Here is a 21,622-nt window from a genome sequence, read left to right as displayed (position 1 = left end):
GCGCCTGTTGAAGCATCAATCTACACCGTAAAGTAGCCGTTTGGCAGCACGTGTTCAAACCTGATAACCCAGCAAAGCACTTTTTCCTCACGTGGGTCTGACAAATTGTTGTCCCCGTGCCCATAGAGATTTGGCGTCCTCTCTTCCAGTTCTGCAAACAATACCTCCCCTACGACATAATTTTCGTCTTCAAGAAAGCTACGACCAATTTCAACGGCTTGCTCCTCTGTAATCTCTTCAGGCACCATACCCAAGTGCGGAGCCATGAAAACCAAAGCAAACACGATGATAACTGCCAAAACCACAAACGTTGACAACAGCAGCAAAAAAGATTTTCTTCGCATTTTCATCCTGATAAACTGACACCACGTTTTTAATTATACTATGCCATAGAACAACCTGTACTAAACCGTGTACAGATGAAAACAGTTCCTGTCTTTTCTATTGTTTGGAATAATTGGTGTGCCTCTTTCTCAGAGCAAATCAAATCGACAGCTAACGGCGTGCAATAATGATTAATTCTTTTTTTAAAAATTTTGATATGCCTTCCTCCGAATAACGCGCATAAACGCAAACGCACAATCAGTCAAAATAATCTCTTACGCAACTACCCTTCTGCTAAGCAGCTTTTTAGCTAATCGCCGTTTTGCTATGGTTTATATCTTAGTTTGAGTGTCTTCCCTTTTAGGAGTATTACTTTATGGCTACGTTTTTGTTATTTTCTATGTATTTGCCTAAGAGCGATCCAATAAATACTGAGCAAGTGAAAAAAATGACTGTTATCCCTACCGAAAATGTGGAGAAGATTTAGATGGTTAATTCTACGGTAGTGTTGCCTGCAAAGTGGGTGCAATTTCTTAAACAGTTGGCGGACAATCACCAAGTTGATTTGAATGGGGTCATTAGTGAATTGTGTGCTTGGGCTTTTTCCAATCGTGAAGGTCAAAAACAGTTTGAAGCTTGGTTGGATGAGGTTTTTCCCCGACAAGGTGAAGCTGAAGACAAAGCAAGAGCTGCAGGTTCTATGGAAAGAGCGCGTGAAGAAGAGGCCGAAGAGGCTTTAGAAGAAGAAGCCCACGAGGATAGAGACTACAGTGAAGACAGATAACTAACGCCTTAATGGGCGGCAGTTTAAACAGTGCATTATTCATTCAACTCTTTGTTCGAAAAAAAGGAAAACTGAAAAAGTTGAAGTGAAAGAATATGCGTGAGAAAGGAACTGGAGCGATTAATGAGCAAGACCGTGGAAGGCGACAACAAAGACGCTTTTCAGGTGAGAATAAAAAAGTGACCCCCAAGCTTAACGATCAACAAACAGGACCGCGAAAATCTCGCGGAAAAAACAAAGATGACGATACAAACTTGCCACTAACAGAGGCTGAGCTGGCTTTCTGTTTGCCGCTGTAGTCTCACAATCACAAATACTTACTTCCACAATAATCGACCTTTAGTTAGAGATGACCAGAATGCCTGAAGCGAAGAAAAAATTGAAAATGCCGCCGAAAAAACAGGAGAAGCAATCGGCAAAGGCATTAAGAAAAGTGCCCACGCTGTAAGTGATTTCGGAAAGGGTGTAAAGAAAGAACTCAAGAAAAAAGAATAAACTCTAATAGCCCCTTTCTTTAAAACAAAAGAGACAAGTACTTGTTTTTGTCGGTGCTTATTTATGCCTTTATGTTTACTTGATTTTGGAGGCTTGGCGCTAGTTTCCAACTATTTTGGGGGAGAAAAAAACGTTCAAGTTTGGAGAGCGAAAAAGCAATTCTAAAACAGATTTACAAGTCGGGAGCCTGCGGAATCGCGTTTGAAGGCGGGGGACCTCTTTTGAGGAGCGATTTGGTTGAAATTCTTGCTTTTTCGCGTTCTCTGCCTTTGCATACAAGCCTAATAACTAACGGCACTCTACTCGAATCCAGAATAGACGAAATATCACCTTACATAAACGGTGTTGTCTACGTTTCGTTGGATGGGTTAGAAAAAATCCATGACGAGATAAGGGGATTTAGGGGCTGCTTCAAAAAAGCAATACGCGGCATAACGGTAGCCACACAGAAAGTTCCTGTGACAATCAACACAACAATAATGGCTGAAAACCTATATGAAATCGAAGGAATGATAAAGCTGGCCAAAGAATTGAATGCCCGGATATCAGTGGCTATAGCGCATGATTATTGTAGCGCTACGATGCCCGCACCCGTAGCAAAAGAAACTGTGAAAATAGCTGAAAAACTCGTTGAAATGAAAAAGAGCGGATACCCCCTTGTGAACTCAATTAGCTATTTTAAAGTCATGACAAAGGATAAAATCTTGAAATGTAAACCTTGGGCCCTGATTAATGTAGGTCCTGATGGAAAGCTGGTTCTGCCCTGCTATGTCCGCAACGACTATACACCCCGCGTTTCAGTTCTGGAAACCGACATCAAAACGGCAATCTCTGCAGTTAACTGGAAAGAAACCCAGAACTGCCAAAAATGTAGCCTTCATTGTTACGTGGGGCCTTCTTTGGTGCTTTCACGGGATTTTCGAACTTACGCAAATTGGGCTTTTAGAATTTGCGTCTGAAGTTGTGACCTATTAGCCATTTTCTTTTTTAGTCGCTACACACCCGTGTGCAGCGGTAAGTTAAAATTTTTGATTGCCTACACTCTTGTACGTGTTTTGAATGATGTTTTCGGGTCGGTGTTTCTGTCCTTAGAACTAAAGATGATGTTGATATCATGTAGCTTTTAAAGATTGCAAACTTGATGCCGAGTTTGAGGAAGGGATGCATCGCTATAACTCTCTTTTATTCAAGATGGCAAAGGAGGAGAAACTGGATATAATAATTTCGTTTGAAAGAACACAACCGCGTGATTTGAACAAAACTGAGCACGATTTGGTTGTGCTTGAAAGAACCCACATAGTGAAAGGCGAAATAAAATACCCGGAGCATAACGTATGCCGTCAATACGAACTCACAACGAAAGGGAGCGGAATTGGCGGAAAAGCTCTCAAAAGAAACTTTATCCGCTTGAATTAAACCCCGCAAATCACAGTTACTGCCTTACCATTGAATGCCGCGAAGCGAGATTCCCAATATAAAAAGTTAACGTCTGAGACTGCGGGGTAACGTAACAGTTATCTTATTGACCAAAACGTCATAAAGAAAATGACGCCCAGCGGCTTACTGCTTCTTGTTGCAATTGTTGCCTATTTTCGCACGACTACAACCTCATTTCGTCTAATGCTTAAATTAAGCCGTGAGAATGAATAGTGTTGAAGTGTTTTCTGTGGTTAAAATTGTCGAAGAAATTTTTTCAAAAGGGTTCTTAGAGGTTCACGAAAATGATACGCTTTCATCTTGTCTATCGCGTTTCAAAGAAGAGACGCCGCCTGTTTTAGCGGTCCTGGATGATAAAGGTAGTTACACAGGGGTTATTTCTCGAAAATGGATAACACGGTCTAGTTTTAATGTTTCTGGAACCAAAGTTAAGACCTTGATGCGGTCAGCGCCTGCTGTTACTCTGCAAGACTCTCTTAGCAAGGTCGCTAAGTTGATGATTGCGAGCGAGATTAGGCAACTTCCAGTCTATAACGAAGAGAAACTCTTGGGTTTTGTTACCGACGACGATGTTATCCATGGTGCTATACTAGAGCAATGGGGTAACACTCGTGTTGAAGAAATAATGACCAAGAAACCCTTTATCGTTGAAGAAGATGATTCGCTAGGGTCTGTGCTGAGCCTTTTAAGAACTGAGGGAATCTCTCACGTGCCCATAGTTAGCGATGGAAAACTTGTGGGAATTGTGGGTATTCAAGATATTATTAAAAATGTCTTTCAGCCTAGACATGTGCAAAGGTTTGGCGAAAGAGTGGGTCAGAAAATTCCTGTTTTGAGTATTCCTGCCAAGGGAATAATGGTTAAGCCGGTGGTCACTGTTTTGCCTGAAACCAATTTGCGAGATGCTGAAGAGCAAATGCGCAAATTCAAAATTTCCTCTTTGGTGGTCATCAGTAAAGGAAGACCTGTTGGTATCATAACTAAACGGGATTTTCTTGAACCTTTAGCTCAACTGGAACAGCCAGTGCAAAGGCTTACTGTGCAGTTTTCAGTAAAAGACGTAGAAATTGATGAAATTCAACGAGGCGCCATTATGGATGACTTCGAATCTTTCACTCATAGATACGGAGATAACTTGGAATCGGGCACGCTATTTGTCTATATGAAGACGCATGGTACAAACTTCAAGGGTGACCAGTTGATTCATTGTCGACTGCAGTTTAGAACGAGGAAGGGAGCGTTTTTCAGTTCAGGTGAAGGCTATGGTGTGGAACAGACGTTTAGGGTAGCTTTGGATAGGCTTGAGGGTCAAATTGTAAAAAGCACTGAATTAGCAGATGACCAAGAATTTTTAAAGGGCTATTTACGCCGAAGATTTCCGTTGACCTAACCCGGTAGCTGGTGAACAAATTGGCAAAAACAGATGATATTTTGCTGGCGTTGAGTCGAACTATTCCTGAATGCATCGAGAGTGTTAGGTCTTTTCAGTATAAAGGCAGGTCGTATTGTTTAATTGACAATTTCGCTTCATCACAGCATATGAAATGTGATGTTTGCGGTAACTATCCCATTTTTGATGTTTCAGTTATCAGAAGCGAAAAAGGGGATAGACTAAATGTGTGTAATAACTGCATTGACCGAATCACAAGCAGACCTGTTTCAAGTTGGTTCAAAGCCTATAGGAAAAAACGTGAAAACATCATAGAGAATAGACGGTACATCGAGGGGTTGTCATCAATATTTGCTGCGTATGAAGGGAGTGAGTTGCCTTTTAAGATCTCGCGTGAAGATACGGAGATGTTGCGGAAGACGTTTGTTCAATTATGCAACGGTTTGGACCCAGGCACAAAACAAAAGCAGACTGCCGAAGGGTACATGGAAGCCCTTCGCGGCGAACAAAAAATGCTTAAAGTTGCTGTTACATCATAATGAAAACGATATATAACAAGCGTAACAATACCTTTGAAGTGATTAATTATGCCGAAATGTCCAAATTGTACAGCCCATATGAAAGAACCTGATAAAGAATGGAATTTTGAGTGATTCAGAGTTAAGATGTATAAGTGTACTAAATGCGAAAAATCAATTCAGGGAATTTTTCATGGAAAGCACGCTAAAATTTGTGTTGAGCGCACATAACAGTGGTTTAGGAAAAAATCAGAGCAACCAAAGAAACAATGGACAGACATAAAAACCTGCCAATAACCGCGTCTGCCTTTGGTACTTTGGGACCCACCCAGAAAGAAAGGATAAATCTACCTCTTCTAACCCTGAAGCTGTCTCAAATAGGTCGTATGCTTTTTTGTTTTGAACATTTGTTTTCCTCTGAGTTCCAACAAGAACCATTAGGGATCTGCTTGTTTTTTTGTCTTGTCAAAGCTCGCGATTAATTTATTATTTATAATTGCAATATCCATTATCTTTGTTCGTTCTGCAACTGCAGTCTTGTTGCAATTTCTTTGGAGCCTTGGCGGTGCAATACTCATGCTATTAGAAATAAGTTCTGTCCGCATGTTAGCAACAATATTAACTGTTTACCTGTAGCTGTAGCCCCACAGTTACACACAGTTAAGTCCGCCTGTGACCATAAGTAGTCACCATATGGGGGGATAGATAATTATGAACACCTTATTGACGATTGCAGTTATTGTCGTGATACTTTGGCTAGTTGGTTTCTTCGCTTTGCCCGGCATAGGTGCATTGATACACATACTGCTCGTAATAGCCGTAATCTTGATAGTCTTTTGGCTTTTGACTGGAAAAAAGCTCTGGAAATAAACAAAATTTCCATTTTTAGTTCAAAACCCAAAGAAATACAAAATCAGAATTGCGCGCAAACCAATTTGTCTGCGATTACTGGAGCCTAACAATCGAGAGTATGTGGGAAAATATGGCAATGCCGAATAAGCCCTCATTCAAAAAGGGGGTCAGTCTAATAGCAGGGCTTGGGTTCGTTGTTTTCATACTTTATTTCTTATTCTTCACAAATTTGAGCGAAGTTGCAGTAGTTATTGCCGGGGTAAGCGTCCCGATTTATCTTCTATCTTTTGTATGCGTCATATTGGACGCGTTGTTTAACGCATTGGCATGGAAAGCAACACTCGATGTTGTTGGAGTGAAAACAACATTTAGAAGAATCTTTAATCTCAGCTGGGTCGGGGCTTTCGTTGATTGCCTTATTCCAGGCGGTTTGGCGGGAGACCTTTTCATGACTTATTTGTTAAGTAAAGACAAAGGTGTTGATGGAGCTAAAGCACTAGCGTCAGTTATAATCAAGGATGTTCTTGAACTTGTAGTTGTCTTATGTTCCTTAATTATTGGCATTGTTCTCCTCTTTCTAAATTACTCAGTAGATAGTTTCTTGTTGATAGCTATTGGGCTAATGATGGTCTTTTTGGCGGTACCGCTTGTCCTAATAGTATACTTAAGCACCAATGTTTCAGCCACTAAAAGACTTCTTCGAGTGCTTGTAGGGGCCATGGCAAAAATTAGGGTTAAACCGTTCGACACTACCGGACTTGAAAGTAAAATTACTGAATTTCATGATGGAATAATGTTGATTAAGAAAAAGCCAAAAGCTATGGTAAAACCCATTGTTTTTCAATCTGTAACGTGGGTTTTTGAAATCTTGGTGTTGGTCTTTGTTTTTGTTGCTTTAGGATCGCAAATTGGAGTTGATAAGATTGTGATTACAAATACTGTGGTTAGTAATATCAGGGGACAAGGGGTAACTCTTGCAGGTTTTTCGCAAATAGTTTCCAGTCAGCTTTACGGAATTCTTGGAATCAACTTATCATTGGCGCAGGCTTCAAGTCTGTTGGCCGGGTTAGCCAATTTCTGGTTCCGATTGGTGGTTTCTTTCGTCTTTTTCCAAATGTATGGAATAGGAACTATTGCCGAAAAGATAGCGAATAGAACCTTTAAAGAGAAAACTAAAAAAACCAAAAAAGATTTCAAAGAACAAAGGGATACTAATAGAAGAGATTTTGAAGAAAAAACCGACAGTGACAGAAAGGATTTCGAGAAACTAAGCGATAGTAACGAAAAAGATTTCAAAGAACAAAGGGATACTAATAGAAGAGATTTTGAAGAAAAAACCGACAGTGACAGAAAGGATTTCGAGAAACTAAGCGATAGTAACGAAAAAGATTTCAAAGAACAAAGGGATAAAGATAAAAAAGATTTCAAGGACCAAAAAAGATTCTAAAAAGTGAGAAAGTTGTCGATTAGATAAGCATCGAGTTTCTTCGGGTGGAGCCGTTGCGTGGTGGTTGCAGTTCGGTCCAATACCTAGCCCTTTTAGGATTTGACTGCCAACTCTTCAGTTAGAAGTGGTTCATGATAAAATCTCTAACCGTTCTATGATTAGCCACGAGTTCGACGATCTTTTTTGTAGCTTTGGTTATTTGTGCATCAAATAGTCTTGTTATAACCAACGAAAGCGCAAACACAAATATGCCAAAGACATAATATGTAATAGCGTTTATTGAGCCAACATACCATATGAAAATGAATGTAACGACCGAACTTATCAGCCCCATCATGCAGGATCTTATGATGAAATAAAGTCTCTGCAACCACGTAGAAAACAACAGAACCTTAATCACTGCTCTTTTCTCTATCTCACTTTCAGCTCCACTGCGGAGCTTTGTAACACTGCCTATCTGTTGCAGTACCCTTTTTGCGTAATGAACGTCTGATAAATACAAAATCTTTTTTGCATAACTAACGTCTGATAAATCCCTGGAACTTGCGCCCTCAAGCTCTAACAAAAGCCTTTGCGCTATTTCGTCTATTTCAGCATCTACCCTGTCCATTTTAGAATCTTTAGTTACTTCCATCTTTAGTTACTTCCATTATCCCAACCAAATATCCCAAGTATTTTGGCTACCACGTCATCTAATATGATTTCTGCCTGCTCTGCAGACAAAACGAGCCTTATGTCTAGTCTATAATGAAACTTGCCAGTCCGCACGGTTCTTGTACGGTAATCATCAATTGACCCCTCGGTTTTCAATGCCCTCAATGCTCGCTCTAGAAAGTATGAGACAAAAACAGGAATGAATCGTTCAAATAAAGGGAATAATTTCGCGAGGATCGGGAGAAGTCGTCCGAAAATAGGGAGAAATTTGAGAAGAATCCGACGAAATACCTCAAGACGTATTTTCATAGTATCATCAGTTGCGTACTTTAAGCTCTATTTTCCCGTTTTCTGTTTGATGAGCAACTTCACGGAGACATCAACTGTGACACCCTCTTCATGACTCTCTACTGCAAAACGCCAATCCTTTACGTCGGTTTGTACGTCTTTTAGATGGCTAGCCACATTATTCTTGAAGTCCCCCATTGCCTTTCTAATTTCCTCCATTTTGTCCATCGTAACTTCAACTGCTTTCTCGTTGTCTGTCATTCTCATTCACCTCCGTCATCTTCGCCGTTTGCGCGCGAGCCATTTCGCCACAAAAAGAGCAAGAGATTAGCCCAAACTCCATTATGGCAAAACTATTTTTCATATTCTTTTCTCCACCGCTAAACCTGTGTGCCTAATTGTGCGCAGAGTTCTTAAGTGTGTGTGACTGGGGAGTTCCAGTAACAAGAGCGGTAGCGGACGCAAACAAAACGATACGCTGATTCTTGCCGGTTTTTGAATTGATTAACGCGCTTCGGTCCAAGTGTTAGAAAAAAAGTGGACTTGAAACTACCGGAGAAATAAGAGTCAACGGTTAGTTTTCAGCTTTTTCCCAGTCGGATTCAAAACCTGCTCTTAGTAAGCCAATAAGGTTGCTGTTGTTCGTCCACAAGGAAGTGCTTTCGCCTAGTCCGCTTTCTTTGGAGGCGGTAATCAATGCTTCTTTGTCATCCGACATTATGAAGTGATTTAGGGGTTCACGGTAAAACTTTACGTGAACCGAAACTCCGCCAATGAGTTTTTGCACCCTTTCTCCAAGTTCATGATCGGGCTTGTTTCTTTCACAAATTAAACGAATCTGAGCATCTTTTTTTATTGCCTGCTTAAATTCATCTGAAAACAAAGATAAAAACGCAATGATTTTCCCCTTGTCAGCAACTAAAGCAGCCTCTTTTCGGGAGTTTCTTATTAGTTCTGAAGTCTTGGTCAAAATTGCTTTTTTTTCAGGTATAAGTATGTAGATGCTTTCTTCTCCAGGGAGCGGGTGCTTCCAATTTTTAATAGATAGCTTCTGAACCTTAATCCTCATACCTGACAATCTCTCATCGGACTTTGATTTTTCTTCATCCACCAATTTAGTTAATGCATCCACAATAGGAGCCGCCTGAATCTCAACCGGTTTACCCAACAACCTTTCGACCAAGCCCATTTTTTCAAGTAGCGGCAAAACCCTATACACATCTTCCCGACGAACTTTCGAATACTTAGCTATCTGCGCTGCTGTAGTTCTCTCCAACTTAAGTATTGCTAAGTAAACTTTTGCCTGATTAAGCGTTAAGCCCAGACCCAGCAAAAGATCGGTGTTTTCGTCATTTGACATGCGGCTACCAAATGTTTATAGCGTCCAATTGTATTTGAGTTTTTCGCGATTTCGCAAAATAAAAGCTCTTGAGGGACAATTAAAAGGTAACATATCTTGATTTCAATGATAGCTTCTCTTTCTTTTTCCTGCAATTCCTAAAAATAGTTTATTAAAACATAAAAACAGGAAATTAAACAAACCCCTTCGCAGTTTTTCGCAACTCTAACCAAGTACTAATAGAAGAAAAAGAAAGGAAGTTTTCGGCTTAGGTTGCCGCAATTGTTTGGTCAACGATCGGGGCCGCTGGCGCATTCTTCTTCACTGATGCTATGCCTCCTTTGGCTGCCTGTTTTGACAGGTAGGATTGGCTTACAGCAATTATTTCCCCGTTGCCGGCTTTTAGATGGAAACGGTACCTCTCCGGCGCATTGAATTGAATTTCAAAAACCGGGTCTTGGACGATCCCGGCTGGACGCTTTGCCTGCTTTGTCTTAACCCCTTCTGTCGTTGAGAGATCAGCGATTTTGGCTATTGGAGCGTTCTTCTTTATTGAATCAATGCCCACTATGGCTGACTCTTTTGCCCCGTAGGATTGGCTTACAGCAATTATTTCCCCGTTGCCGGCTTTTAGATGGAAACGGAATCTGTCAGCTGCATCACAAATAATTTCGAAAACTCCTTCGTTTTCTTCCGTCGCTGTATGCATCTCGACCACTGGCGTGGGTGCTGGCGTTTTCATAACCACTGGCGCTACCTCAACGACGGGCTCTGGTTCGAGCGCGGTAAACTTCTTTCCCAGCTCTATCGCCCAGTCCCTTACCTTATTCATGTTTAACTCATCCATGACTGGTCTTCCTTGGCTAAGCCTGCAGCCTCCAAAGGCAGCAACATCAATGGGCTTGAGAGCCGTGTTTTTAGTCAGTACTTTTTTTGTGTTGTCTTCAGTACTTTTCGCTCTCGGATTTTCATCATCCTCACAAGAGAAATAGACTGCAACATTCTTACCCCAAAAGTCTTCCTCCAAAAAATCCACGGCTTCATTGTAAACGTTTGCACGGTCTACACCACCGCCAACGATGATGTTTCTGAATGGGGTAATGTCGGGTGAACCATTCTTAAGATCAACGATAGTCACATCCAAAGCGTAAACTGTCTTTAAAGCTTCAGCTATAGTATACGCTGCAGCTGCATTTATTCCAGTTTTTGTCGAATAAACTATTAGAATTTTTCCTGCCATTGTTTTCACACTCTTTACTCCATATTTATAACATACACGCATAATTTTAAGGTGTGTAACTGTGAATCACCAGCTACAGTCAAAGCTTCATCGCCATTTTTAATTCACCGTACAGAAGCACCTCTGGACGCTTTCGAATTATTTTTAGGTTCAGTTTATTTCAAACGTTAGCGTACCAATTTGTTTAGTGACCGCTATGCGAGGCTCGCGTATGTGGCGTGGTTTCTCAAAAATATTGCAGAAAAATAGTGAATGAGCACAAAAATGCTGCTGTATCAAACTATTTCACTGTCACTTTATGCTTTTTAGGCGCGGGCGCAATCGTCCTCTTTGGGATGCAAACTTCAAGCAAGCCATCCCTAAATGTGGATTCTGCTTCCTCTGGAATGACCTCTTCGGGGAACGCCAGTTGTTTGTAAACATGCGAGTAAACGCGTTCTCTGACAACAAACTTCTTAGCCTTGTCTTCTTTTTCAACATCTGTTTCAGCTGAGATTTCGATGCCATCCTTCGTAAGGGCTACGTCGATCTTGTCTTTAGATACGCCAGGCAATTCAGCATGCACCACAAACTTGTTTCCCTCATCAACTAAGTCCAAAGTTGCCTCACGAACAGGTTCCAGACTTACCCACTCCATCGGAAAAGCTATATTTTCAATGAAATTTCTGCGAAAATTATCCATCAGATCGTCAAATGTCGTCAGAACGTGAACTGTGGGAACGTGCTTGGCTGGAACATGTTTTACAGGTTTTGCTGTGGCTTCGTCTTTTTTGATTACCTTTTCTGGTGCCTTTTTTTCTTCTTCATTAATCATTTCTTTTAACCTCGATTAATTTATTATCAGAATTTGAATCTCGTTATCTTTGTTCTTTTTGCAATTGTATTCTTGTTGTAATTTCTTTGGAGATTTTTTCAAGTCCAATTGCTAACTCTGCACTATCAACATCGGCTAACGAGTAAAACTTGCCCTCTTTATCCATGAATACAAGGTCCAAGTTGCTGTTTTTATCAACCATTTTTTCACCCCCATAAAAATCTACGCTGCTTGACCTAGCTCCAGTAATCTGCTGCTTTTAGTTATCATGACAAGATTTGGAAACTTTTTTCAACACCACATTCTGAACCTGGGGGACCTCAGCTCTTTGCCCCTCACGCGACTTTAGCCTTCAAGTGTCCGGGGCTAGCTGGCTTTCCCTTAATGCCTTTCTACGAAAGGATACGAAAATGGAGTTAGTGGGCGGTAACTTGGGGTATGTGGTTATTCTTTTTTTGAAATCCACGTTTTTACTGCTTCTTGGATTGCGCGGGAGAGGTCGCCTTTTTTACCGCCAAATTTTTCTACCGTTTTTAGTCTGAATTGCTTTTCCAACTCATCGGGTATATCCACGCTGATGCGACCCATATCCAACGCCTGTTTTTATCAAGTTTTATGCACGCTTTTCACGTGTCAACTGTTCTTCCAATAAGCGGATTGCGAAACACTTGTTTTCTTGTTTGCGTTTTTAATTACTCCAACTCGCTTATTCACATATACTACTATGTATATACTAACTTATAAACATATGTGTTTATGTGCTTATTTCTGATGGGGTGCCGTTTTCTAAAGTTTTTTGGTTACCCCTAAAAATTCTGGTGTAGGCTTCTTAACTGGTTTAAGCCCATAGCCCCATGTTTCTAAAGAAAACAGTTGCTTCGTCGCTGAACGCTTCATCGTGGGCGTATTTTTTGTAGCTGGTCGAATACGCCAAAAAGGCACTTGCCATAAACAACAGTTGTGCAAACTGTACTGTTTTGAATTAGTGCAGTGCTTATTTTGGGGTCTTGAATTTTGACAGTTTCTGTTGGAGGTCGGCAATTTGTGTTTGGGTTTCTGGGTTTGTGCAGATTTGGGTGAAGGTTTGCATTTGTACGTATAGTGTGTAGTCGATGGGGTCTGTGTTGTCTGGTATGTTGTCGAAGGCTGCGGTTGCGGTTATCATTTGTTTTTGGATTTTTGCGTAGATTTCGGATGCTGCTTTTAGGTTGGGGTCTTTTGGTTGATAATTGAAGTGTTGGCAGGGGATGTATTGTGTTGCTGTGGCGCGGTAATGTTTTTGTTCGAAATTTCTTACTTTTGTGGTTTTTGTGACTTCGATTAGGTTTGCTTTTTGAAGTTTTTGTATTCGCCTCCAAAGCTTCAGCGTTGGGATGTTTAGGGTTCTGGAGAGTTCTGAGACGGAGCAGTCTGACGTTACCAGGTTTTGCAGGATGCTTTGGTTGATTGAGTCTGCGACTATTTTTGTTCCTTCTTGGTCCAGCAGCTTAATCAGTTTCATGCTGTGAAAACGTTTTCATATCGCTTAAATAGTTATTGCTTACCTAAATACAACAAACACGACCACGGAGACGCAGCGCATGATTGACGCACAAAACTTAACCCGCAAATTCGGCAACTTCACCGCCGTAGACAACATCAGCATGAACATCGCAAAAGGCGAAGTCTTCGGTTTTCTGGGTCCAAACGGCGCAGGAAAAACCACTACCATCCGCATGCTATCGTGCCTAATTGCCCCCACAAAAGGCTCCGCCACCGTTGCAGGCTACAACATCACCAAAGACCCCCTCAAAGTGCGCCAATCAGTAGGCATACTCACCGAAAACCCAAGCCTCTACGAACGGTTAACCGCGTATGAGAACATGGAATTCTTCGCTGAAGCCTACGGCATAGAGGACGCCACCGAACGCCAGCGCCGCATCAAGGAACTGCTAGAGTTCTTCAACCTATGGAACCGCAGAAACGACAAAGTGGCGACCTTTAGCAAAGGCATGAAACAAAAACTGGCAATCGTACGCGCCACCGTCCACAAGCCGCCCGTGATGTTTCTAGATGAACCAACAGCTGGTTTAGACCCCGCCTCAGCAAAAGAAATCCGCGAACTAATAACCCAGCTAAGCCAACGCGATAAATGCACCATACTTTTGTGTACGCATCATCTTGAGGACGCTGAAAAACTGTGCAGCCGCGTGCTAATAATGAACAAGGGCAAAAGCGTCATAACAGGCAGTCCTGATGAGTTGCGCAGAAAAACCAATGTTCAACCCGTAATACAGGTTGGTTTGGTAAAGGTTACGCCGCAGATTGTGGCTGCTGTAAAAGCGTGCAATTTAGCCCAAAAAGTGGAGGCAGACACGCAGGCGTCAATGCTTAAGGTCAGTGTTGAGAATGTCCGTGAAGCAACGCCTGAACTGGTGCGCGCAATAGTGGAGGCAAAGGGGCAAATTCTTTTCGTTAACGTTTTCCAGCCTTCACTAGAAGAGACGTATCTGCAGCTGATAGAGGAGGAAACCCCATGAACATGCGCAAGGTCTGGCTGGTTTTCCGCAAAGACTGGTTAGAGGTCAAACGCAACTGGCAAGTCCTTTTGCCCATAATTATTGTGCCCTTGATCTTTGCCGTTGTCTTGCCAAGCGCCATTGTGCTGATTTCAGGCGCCGAATCTCAAATGCCCACAACCAACACCGACTTCCAAGCACTGATAACCAATTTGCCCCTTGACATCCAAGCGCAACTCGCCCAAATGTCCCCACAGCAGGTTCTAATCTACATCATGACACTCTACTTCTTCGCACCGTTTTTCCTAATCATCCCCGTGATGGCTTCAAGCGTAATGGGTTCAGACAGTTTCGCAGGAGAACGCGAACGAAAAACAATCGAAGCCCTACTAGCCACCCCCATATCTGACAGCGAACTCTTAATGGGAAAAATATTAGTCAGCTTCATACCCGCAATGATAATTACCTTCGTATCCTTTGCCGTCTACACCATACTGGTGGACGCCGCAACTTTTAGCCTCTTCAACGGCACCTTGCTGCTTCCAAACCTGACTTGGCTCCTAACCATATTTGGCGTCGCCCCCACCATAGCACTATTCAGCATAGGCTTAACTGTTATCATATCCGCCAAAGTCAAAGGATTCAAAGAAGCCCAACAAATCAGCGTCATACTCCTCCTACCCATACTCGGACTGGTCTTCGCCCAAATCGCAGGCGTAATGATTCTAGGACCCCTGATGCTTGCCTTGATAATGGCTCTGTTCATACTGGTGGATGCTGTAGTGTTTTATGTCGGAGTAAAAATGTTCCAAAGAGAAGAAATTCTATCTAAACCCGCATGAGACATGGCTGTGGCAACAGGTGTAACTGTAGCTGATGGTCCTGCTGGAAGAAGGCTTGGCAGTGATTAATTAGCTCTTAGTTTTTGTTTTTTCTCCAGTTGATGATGAACAGTGCTGTTAGGATTGTGCAGACTATTCCTGATGTTAAGAATACTCCGCTAAAGCTAAAGGCTGAGAATATTGGGTTAAATATTATGGGCGGCAGGAACTGGCCTATAAACAGGAATGTTGTTAGGTAGGATACCATTCTGCCTCGTATGCATGTGTCTGTTAATTCGCCGACCCACAGGTTTAGTGTTGGCATAATCATGCCTTGTCCCATTCCAAACAGTATGACCGCAATTATGATAGATGCAATGCCTATGACTTGGGATAAGAAAACAAGACCAACAGACCACAAACCAAGCGCCGTAAACGCAATCATGTTATACGAAAATCTGGATTTGATGCTCCTGTACATAAAAGAAATTGCTGCAGCCGCAATGCCCATAACACTGATGAATGCGCTTATGATCAAACTATTATGTACGCCAAAATCAGTGGCTAGAAGCTGAGGGATAAACGTGACGTTAGTGTACAGTAGCGCCATCATCCATAATCCTAAACCGTAAATTGCAAGGATGAACGGTTTTCGTTTGAGTGTCTTTAACACTGATTTTTCTTTTGCTGCTTGGTTTTCGTCGCCCGTTTTGTTCTCCGAGACATTGGGTACGAGCAGCCACGCCAGCAAACCTGTTGGGATGCCTGCCAAATAAATGCCAAAAGGCAAATTCCAAGCCAAAACGCCTAAAGCGCCGCCTAAAAGTGGCCAAATCACGCCTCCAATTGACGATGCACTAGCTTGCCAACCCATAATTTTGTTGCATTCTTCGTTTTTGTAAACATTCAAGATCAGGATTATGATGGGGTTTGCTATTGCAGCTACAGCAATGCCTAGCACTGCTCGGCTTATTATCATGGCTGTTATGTCTGTGATGAAAAGACCCGAAGCCCCCGCAATACCATAAAGTACCAGTCCAAGGATGAATGGTTTTTTTGGTCCAATTTTGTCGATAACGCTTCCAAAGATGGGGCTGAAAACTGCGATGAATAACGCATGGGTTGTTATGACAAAGCGGATGTTATTCTCATCAGCGCCCTGAAGATTTCCCTGCATCAGAGATATTACCGGCGAAATTATCGAACCCGCCATCACTGCCAGAGTTGAAGCCGCTAAAATGATGAATAACGCTTTCCTGTTAACTGACCTATTCATGGGGTATCTCTCCATTTTTCTGGTTTTCTACTAAAATGTTTTGAGACATCTGTTCTAGCAAGCGTACTACAGCTGCCCTTTCGTCCTCATTTAATCCCGTTGAAAGTGTTTCCGTAAGTCTTTGCAGAACGCTCTCTACTTTTGGACCTGTCTCTTGCCATTTCTTCGTCAAATAAATTTTGTAGGCTCTATTGTCTGCTTCATCTCTTCTCCGATAAACGTAGCCTTCTTTTGCGAGCTTAGCTATCGCCCTAGCGGTGGTTGCTTTGTTAACTCCAAGCTTGGCAGTGAGCTCTTCCTGATTTATGCCATCCTCCTGCTGAAGAGCTATCATAAACGAGATTTGACCTGACCCAATTCCGTAATCTTTGAGTTTTGAATCTATGTAAATGCTGATGTTTTGATAAAGCCTCGAAATCAATCTGCCAAAAGATACCTTCTGCGCCATCTTCACTCACCCAAACGAGATAGTTGCGTTAGCAACCAATATAGTTGAGGCAAAGCCAATTCTATTAAAGGTTGTGCATGCAACCAATTTGGTTTGTTGGAAACCACCGTTGTAGACGGTTGGAGAAGCAAAAAGCCATGGCGGGGTTGATTTGTGGTTGTGGCGGGCCCGACGGGAGTTGAACCCGCGGCCTAAGGATTAAGAGTCCTCCGCTCTGACCTGACTGAGCTACGGGCCCCTGCTTGTGTTCAAAAGGTGTTTTCTTTAAGGAATATAGAGTTTTCGCTTGGTTGGGGCTGGTTTGGTTTGTTTGGGCTGTTTTTGTTTTATAGAAACTTTCTTTAGCGTCTGGTGTTACCTGTATTTTAACTTGCAGGCGTCAAGGTTTGCTTAGGGAGAACCAGAAGTGAAGTTTGCTCTCTCCAACCGCGTTTGGGCTGTGCTTTTTGTTGCGGTTTTAGTTTTTTCAGGCGTTAACACATACCTGATTCTTGACCGGACAAACACGCTTCAAGCGCAACGCGACCAGGATTACGCCGAACTGAACCACGCCTACACAGACCTGAACCAACGATACACTGCCCTAAACCAGACCTACACTGACTTCTCCAACCTGTTTAGCAGCCAACTCACAAGCATAGCCGCGCGCCTGCCCATCGAACAATACGACTACGTGCTGTACCAAGACAACGGCGCAGTCCTTGCCAAGAACGGGCGAACGGGCAATGTTGACTTCAACAATTCGGATGCGTCATTTGTTTTCAACCAAGCCCTCACCTACGGCAGCAGCGTCTACATAAAAGCTCAAGGCACCACTTACAACTTAACCTCTGACGTCTATGTGAATAACAAGAAGAACGCGCGTTTGGATAGTGATGGCGCAACTTTGGTTTTGAACGGCGGCAAAATTATTGTGGCTGGCGAGACGTATGAGCAGTCGCAGAACAACCAAGTTTCAGGATTCAAAATAGTCAACGGCACCTTGCGCATAGAAAACAGTTTCCAAACCACCGTTGCCAACATGATTTTTGAAAGCTGCGTTGTCGGCGTGGAGTTGGCTAACACTGACAAGTGGACAGAATGCACCAAAATCGACACCGTACACTTTAACATGTGCACGCAAGGACTGGTTTTTAGAACTAACACCAGCAACTACGCAGCTGGAAAAACCTCCACGGGCTCCTACACAAACACCCAAATCACCCGCTGCTACTTCAACCTGCGCGATAACGCCACCGCCATAACCGTAGAACCCCACGCCGAATTCACCGACAGCCAACTTTGTAACATACGCATCTGGGTAGGCGAATTCGATCATTACAACCAAACAGGGCTTCAGATGGACGGCTCCATGTATCAGACTCTGCTTGACAACGTCGTCTTCGAATCTTTTGCCAACGGCGACCTAAACAATGCCCTGATTTACGCCATAAAACTTGGCGGCACCGCGTACCAATCGCCAAACCTGCAGTCAGGCGTAAACTTTTTGGGACGCTGGACAGCGCGAATATACAACCCCCACGGTAACTGGGTTTTTGGCGCAGGCGGCGTCTTCAAACAAGAAAACCTGCCCATCCAAATCAGCCCCTCAAGCTACGGCGAGCCAACGGTCGTGCAGATGCGCCCCGCAACCATAACCAGCTTCAAACCCCAAATCACCGTTCAAGGCAGCTTTGACCAAAACGAAACCATAACCGTAAGAGTACGCCTCGAATTCATAGACAACACCCTCTCCAACCCCATAGAAAAAACCTTCACCACCACCAACTCAACATGGCTCACCGACAACGACTTGCTCACGCTATTTCCCTCACAAAACCTCGTCTACGCCATACTCATAGACGCCAAAACCAACACCCCCACAACCACCGCAACCGCAACAGTTAGCTTGTATGGCACAACCGCGTAAGACTCCCTTTGGCGTTTTCTTTTAGGTTGTCCGTTTTGATAGGCAGGCTTTTATTTGTTTAACTGAAATTTGCTTGTTGGTGTTGCTTTGCCAGTTTGGTGGGTGCGCAGTTGGATTCTGTTCTTGTTTGTGGTTTTGTTTCCTGTTTGGTTAGTTCCCCTTGTTAGTGTGTTTTTGTTTCCAGAGTTTTCGTTGGTTAATTCCGTTTTGTGTGGCGGTGTTTTTTCTTTGTTTTTGATAATTTTTTTCCGAGTGGTTCAATCTTTCAAGTTGTTCGGGCTGCGTTTGGTTGTAGGCGCGGTGGCTGTTGCTGTTCTCTTTGGGTTGCTGTTTGGTTTTGCTCTGCGTTTTCTGCTTTAACGCCAAATGCACTCTGAGCGGCTGCTTGGTTTGGGTGGGTTATGGGAAAAGCTATAATGTGTGTTGTTGTTAGTATGGTTAACTAGTTTGGTGTTGAAGAATGACTGAACGTGATAATTTATCTGACCCTAAGAAATCGGAAGCTTATTCGCAGACGATGGCGACCAGCCATAACGAGTTGGAAGTTTTGAGGATGGAGTTGCAGAATTTGATGGTGAAGTTTGGGATGCGCGCCCTACGTCTATATCAGACAGGCACCAACGTTCCCCTGCAACCCGGTCAAATGTCCTACCTCATCAAATACGAATTAACCAACGCTATCGCCGACCTGCAAGAAGACAAATCCATCCAAGCCATCATCGAAGCAACCAAAGCCGAATGGCACAAACAACACTCAAAAAAACAAGAAGAATAAACCACCACCTTTTTCGTGGTGCACCTTCCTTTTAACATTTGTTTGCAACTAATTAGCTGCGGCTATTGGGGGTTTGCTGTGGCTTATCGTTTTTTCGCTTTGCCTTGTCCACTTCGTGAATTCTTTGGGCGGCGGCATGTCCGTGTAGAGTTGTTTGCGGTTGGATTCCAAAAACCTGTTTTGTTTGCCTGCGAACTCGGCTGCCGTAACCAAACGGTGCCCCGCCTGCTCAGCACAATCATAAACCTGCTGGGCTTTCATGCGCCACTGTTCATCTCTTAGGGCATGATGCTCCATAACCGTCACAGGCACCACCCCAACAATGCGTCTCAGGTTCTCTACGCCCCGCTGCAGGTTCTTCTCCTCCACCCGAAAACCCCCCAGATAAAACGGTGGACCCCCAACCATCAAAACCTGTGGCGTTTCTGCTAGAATCAGCTCAGCCGTTTGCGTGTCCATGGGACCTTGTACATCAGGTGCAAACATGAACCTCTCGCCTTGATGCTCGATAACTGTCATGACTACGTAGCCAAGCCCCGACTCTTCAACTCCGTGAGGAACCGCCTGTGAAAACCGCACCGTCGTGTCGCCGTAGCTGAAGCTTTTGCCGTCGGCTGGCTGCATGCTCACGGCGTGTTTGCCGCCTGTTTTCTGGAACATCCACGCACGTTGGCGTTGGCTCGCGTTAATCTGTTCTCGGGGATTCTTCATAAGCACCTGCTTGCCCTGATAAATTTGCCGCGCCGTCTCGCCCCCGTCAGTCCAGTTCACCAGCCAATCCTCATAACTGGGTGTGTGATGATCAAAATGGTAATGGCTAACGGTTACGATTTGGGCTTTCTCTGCGGCTTGGGCGATTTCTTTTCGCAGTTGCATGATGGTTTGAAACTCAACCGGGTGAGGCAGCAAGCTAAACCGGTACGGCGACAACGAAACTCCCGCATCCAAAAGCAAAGTCACATCAGGCGTCTCAACTAACGTGCACATGGAACGTGCCCCAAAACTTTCCGACGCCAACGGCGTTACCTTCATTTTATTTAGCACACCAACACGCCCACAACCAATTAGACGCACACAGCTTAAACCATTACGCAACCAAACACCCAAAACCACGCTCTATCCTTCGTCTCATTTTTTTGCTTCTGATGCTGCCCTACCCCCTATGTTTTTGCAGGCGCCGTTTTGGGGTGCTTTTACGTTTTAGTGGTTGAATTGGGGTTTGGTTGCGTCCCTAAAAGGTGCAAAAAGTCGTATTTCGTCTTTTTTAGTCTCTTTTTGTTTGCGATAGGTATTAATAGGTTATTTCTCTTTTGCGTGGAATGGCTATGGCATTAGCCTTGACCGTTTGGTGGTTAGAACCGCATTTATGTGCTGATAATGCCTACCTGACACAAAGTATTGGGTGGGCAAATGAAAGTGCTTGAAGTAATTGTTGTGGTGGTTGGCGCCGCGTTAGGTGCGCTTTTAAGGTATAAACTGTGTGAATCTCCCCTGCTTTTAGGTGGCTTGCAAGTCAACGTTTTGTCCGTCAACATTTTGGGCAGCTTTATTTTAGGGTTGTTTTCCGTTGCCGCTTTAGCCTTGAACTTTGACGCTAAATACGCCCTGCTCGTTGCCATCGGCTTTTGCGGCTCTTTAACCACTATGTCCTCCTTCGCGTTAGAAACAACCAACCTTTTAGATAACAGCCGCTTTGCCCTCGCCGCGCTTAACATACTTGCAAACGTTGGACTCTCCTTAGGCGCCCTATTAAGCGGCAGAATAATAGGCAACGTCCTCATAGAGAGGCTACTGCAATGAAAATGAAAATGTGGAACCTCACCATACGCATAAAAAAGAACGACCGCATATACGGCAAACGCCTAGAAAATCTAGTTTTGGAGTTGCTGCATAAAGCAGGCATCGCGGGTGCCACGGTTTGGACGGGCGTGGACGGTTTTGGAAAACGCGGAAAATCCACCATGCACATCGAAGGCATAACCCTTGATATGCCCCTCATCATCGAAATCATTGACCTGCAAGAAAAACTCGAACCCCTCCTCCCACAACTCAAACAGCTAATTGGCGACGACGGCATAGTCACCATAAACGAAACCTACATCATCTAACCCCGCAGCATACGGCTTTGGCTGCGAAGAGTTTTAAGCCTGAAAAAGCAGTTTTGCATGGTGGGCGATGACGACTTTGGCCCAAAGACGTTAAGGATGATTTAGATCTTGAGTGCGATGCATGCCCTGCCTACACAATTGTGCATGGATGGGGTATGCACGAGCCCGCCACCTCTTGTTTCCTTGCGGTTTTTAGCGGGAAGGT

Annotated in this window: 25 protein-coding genes, 1 tRNA gene and 1 riboswitch; of the genes, 13 read left to right on the top strand and 13 right to left on the bottom strand. The window is 43.5% G+C overall.

All coding sequences use genetic code 11. The annotated features are described in order from the left end of the window. Nucleotides 1-20: 20 nt before the first annotated feature. Nucleotides 21-299, bottom strand: a complete 279-nt coding sequence (locus tag NWF04_04120; protein ID MCW4005767.1) for a hypothetical protein — start codon at nucleotides 297-299, stop codon at nucleotides 21-23. A gap of 512 nt (nucleotides 300-811) precedes the next feature. On the opposite strand from NWF04_04120, the gene NWF04_04115 reads away from it, so the two are divergent. The 7 genes from NWF04_04115 (at nucleotide 812) to NWF04_04085 (ending at nucleotide 7,247) form a co-directional block, all read left to right on the top strand. After that, nucleotides 812-1,108, top strand: coding sequence for a hypothetical protein (locus NWF04_04115; GenBank protein MCW4005766.1), 297 nt, complete (start codon nucleotides 812-814; stop codon nucleotides 1,106-1,108). A gap of 95 nt (nucleotides 1,109-1,203) precedes the next feature. Further along, nucleotides 1,204-1,407: a hypothetical protein gene (locus NWF04_04110; protein MCW4005765.1), complete on the top strand. Its 204-nt coding sequence runs from the start codon at nucleotides 1,204-1,206 to the stop codon at nucleotides 1,405-1,407. 336 nt (nucleotides 1,408-1,743) lie between these two features. Further along, nucleotides 1,744-2,562 (top strand): DUF3463 domain-containing protein, encoded by an 819-nt coding sequence (locus NWF04_04105; GenBank protein ID MCW4005764.1) that lies wholly within the window; start codon nucleotides 1,744-1,746, stop codon nucleotides 2,560-2,562. 683 nt (nucleotides 2,563-3,245) lie between these two features. Next, a complete protein-coding gene (locus NWF04_04100; GenBank protein ID MCW4005763.1) occupies nucleotides 3,246-4,430 on the top strand; it encodes a CBS domain-containing protein in 1,185 nt (394 codons plus the stop codon). A 20-nt stretch (nucleotides 4,431-4,450) separates the two neighbouring features. Beyond that, on the top strand, nucleotides 4,451-4,969 hold the full coding sequence (locus NWF04_04095) for a hypothetical protein (GenBank protein ID MCW4005762.1): 519 nt from the start codon (nucleotides 4,451-4,453) through the stop codon (nucleotides 4,967-4,969). 690 nt (nucleotides 4,970-5,659) lie between these two features. Then, entirely contained in the window at nucleotides 5,660-5,818 is a 159-nt protein-coding gene (locus NWF04_04090) for a lmo0937 family membrane protein (GenBank protein ID MCW4005761.1), read from the top strand. Between the two features lie 112 nt (nucleotides 5,819-5,930). Continuing rightward, on the top strand, nucleotides 5,931-7,247 hold the full coding sequence (locus tag NWF04_04085; GenBank protein ID MCW4005760.1) for a flippase-like domain-containing protein: 1,317 nt from the start codon (nucleotides 5,931-5,933) through the stop codon (nucleotides 7,245-7,247). A gap of 118 nt (nucleotides 7,248-7,365) precedes the next feature. On the opposite strand, the gene NWF04_04080 is transcribed toward NWF04_04085, so the two are convergent. The 8 genes from NWF04_04080 to NWF04_04045 all read right to left on the bottom strand — a co-directional run bounded on the left by NWF04_04080 (nucleotide 7,366) and on the right by NWF04_04045 (nucleotide 13,083). After that, the gene (locus NWF04_04080) at nucleotides 7,366-7,881 is read right to left on the bottom strand and encodes a hypothetical protein (protein ID MCW4005759.1); all 516 of its coding nucleotides are present in this window, start codon (nucleotides 7,879-7,881) and stop codon (nucleotides 7,366-7,368) included. A 356-nt stretch (nucleotides 7,882-8,237) separates the two neighbouring features. Beyond that, nucleotides 8,238-8,450: a hypothetical protein gene (locus NWF04_04075; GenBank protein MCW4005758.1), complete on the bottom strand. Its 213-nt coding sequence runs from the start codon at nucleotides 8,448-8,450 to the stop codon at nucleotides 8,238-8,240. 313 nt (nucleotides 8,451-8,763) lie between these two features. Next, entirely contained in the window at nucleotides 8,764-9,549 is a 786-nt protein-coding gene (locus NWF04_04070) for a hypothetical protein (GenBank protein MCW4005757.1), read from the bottom strand. Between the two features lie 247 nt (nucleotides 9,550-9,796). After that, nucleotides 9,797-10,768, bottom strand: coding sequence for a DUF1508 domain-containing protein (locus tag NWF04_04065; GenBank protein ID MCW4005756.1), 972 nt, complete (start codon nucleotides 10,766-10,768; stop codon nucleotides 9,797-9,799). A 280-nt stretch (nucleotides 10,769-11,048) separates the two neighbouring features. After that, complete coding sequence (locus NWF04_04060; GenBank protein MCW4005755.1) at nucleotides 11,049-11,582, bottom strand: Hsp20/alpha crystallin family protein; 534 nt, start codon at nucleotides 11,580-11,582, stop codon at nucleotides 11,049-11,051. A 43-nt stretch (nucleotides 11,583-11,625) separates the two neighbouring features. Continuing rightward, on the bottom strand, nucleotides 11,626-11,784 hold the full coding sequence (locus NWF04_04055; protein ID MCW4005754.1) for a hypothetical protein: 159 nt from the start codon (nucleotides 11,782-11,784) through the stop codon (nucleotides 11,626-11,628). A gap of 242 nt (nucleotides 11,785-12,026) precedes the next feature. Further along, complete coding sequence (locus tag NWF04_04050) at nucleotides 12,027-12,170, bottom strand: ribbon-helix-helix domain-containing protein (GenBank protein ID MCW4005753.1); 144 nt, start codon at nucleotides 12,168-12,170, stop codon at nucleotides 12,027-12,029. 406 nt (nucleotides 12,171-12,576) lie between these two features. After that, nucleotides 12,577-13,083 (bottom strand): winged helix-turn-helix domain-containing protein, encoded by a 507-nt coding sequence (locus NWF04_04045; protein MCW4005752.1) that lies wholly within the window; start codon nucleotides 13,081-13,083, stop codon nucleotides 12,577-12,579. A 79-nt stretch (nucleotides 13,084-13,162) separates the two neighbouring features. On the opposite strand from NWF04_04045, the gene NWF04_04040 reads away from it, so the two are divergent. Continuing rightward, complete coding sequence (locus NWF04_04040) at nucleotides 13,163-14,101, top strand: ABC transporter ATP-binding protein (GenBank protein ID MCW4005751.1); 939 nt, start codon at nucleotides 13,163-13,165, stop codon at nucleotides 14,099-14,101. Then, nucleotides 14,098-14,922, top strand: coding sequence for an ABC transporter permease subunit (locus tag NWF04_04035; GenBank protein ID MCW4005750.1), 825 nt, complete (start codon nucleotides 14,098-14,100; stop codon nucleotides 14,920-14,922). The genes NWF04_04040 and NWF04_04035 overlap by 4 nt, the downstream gene beginning before the upstream one ends. Nucleotides 14,923-14,998: 76 nt before the next feature. Here the strand turns inward: NWF04_04035 and NWF04_04030 are convergent, their stop codons facing one another. The 3 genes from NWF04_04030 to NWF04_04020 all read right to left on the bottom strand — a co-directional run bounded on the left by NWF04_04030 (nucleotide 14,999) and on the right by NWF04_04020 (nucleotide 16,863). Next, the gene (locus NWF04_04030) at nucleotides 14,999-16,177 is read right to left on the bottom strand and encodes an MFS transporter (protein MCW4005749.1); all 1,179 of its coding nucleotides are present in this window, start codon (nucleotides 16,175-16,177) and stop codon (nucleotides 14,999-15,001) included. Continuing rightward, nucleotides 16,170-16,625 (bottom strand): MarR family transcriptional regulator, encoded by a 456-nt coding sequence (locus NWF04_04025; protein ID MCW4005748.1) that lies wholly within the window; start codon nucleotides 16,623-16,625, stop codon nucleotides 16,170-16,172. Before NWF04_04025 ends, NWF04_04030 begins: the two co-directional genes overlap by 8 nt. A gap of 160 nt (nucleotides 16,626-16,785) precedes the next feature. Further along, a tRNA-Lys gene (locus NWF04_04020) sits at nucleotides 16,786-16,863 on the bottom strand. 168 nt (nucleotides 16,864-17,031) lie between these two features. Between NWF04_04020 and NWF04_04015 the strand changes: the two genes are divergently transcribed. Both NWF04_04015 and NWF04_04010 read left to right on the top strand, forming a co-directional pair. Next, nucleotides 17,032-18,534, top strand: coding sequence for a hypothetical protein (locus tag NWF04_04015; protein ID MCW4005747.1), 1,503 nt, complete (start codon nucleotides 17,032-17,034; stop codon nucleotides 18,532-18,534). 460 nt (nucleotides 18,535-18,994) lie between these two features. Beyond that, nucleotides 18,995-19,309, top strand: a complete 315-nt coding sequence (locus NWF04_04010; GenBank protein ID MCW4005746.1) for a hypothetical protein — start codon at nucleotides 18,995-18,997, stop codon at nucleotides 19,307-19,309. A gap of 48 nt (nucleotides 19,310-19,357) precedes the next feature. Here the strand turns inward: NWF04_04010 and NWF04_04005 are convergent, their stop codons facing one another. Continuing rightward, the gene (locus NWF04_04005; protein ID MCW4005745.1) at nucleotides 19,358-20,341 is read right to left on the bottom strand and encodes a hypothetical protein; all 984 of its coding nucleotides are present in this window, start codon (nucleotides 20,339-20,341) and stop codon (nucleotides 19,358-19,360) included. A gap of 280 nt (nucleotides 20,342-20,621) precedes the next feature. Further along, a riboswitch (Fluoride riboswitch) is annotated at nucleotides 20,622-20,700 on the top strand. Between the two features lie 19 nt (nucleotides 20,701-20,719). Between NWF04_04005 and crcB the strand changes: the two genes are divergently transcribed. After that, nucleotides 20,720-21,109, top strand: coding sequence for a fluoride efflux transporter CrcB (gene crcB / locus NWF04_04000; GenBank protein MCW4005744.1), 390 nt, complete (start codon nucleotides 20,720-20,722; stop codon nucleotides 21,107-21,109). Further along, complete coding sequence (locus NWF04_03995) at nucleotides 21,106-21,417, top strand: DUF190 domain-containing protein (GenBank protein ID MCW4005743.1); 312 nt, start codon at nucleotides 21,106-21,108, stop codon at nucleotides 21,415-21,417. The genes crcB and NWF04_03995 overlap by 4 nt, the downstream gene beginning before the upstream one ends. The last annotated feature ends 205 nt before the right edge of the window (nucleotides 21,418-21,622 follow it).

The organism is Candidatus Bathyarchaeota archaeon (assembly GCA_026014465.1).
Classification (GTDB): Archaea; Thermoproteota; Bathyarchaeia; order Bathyarchaeales; family Bathycorpusculaceae; genus JADGNF01.
This window is presented reverse-complemented; position numbering and strand designations above follow the sequence as displayed.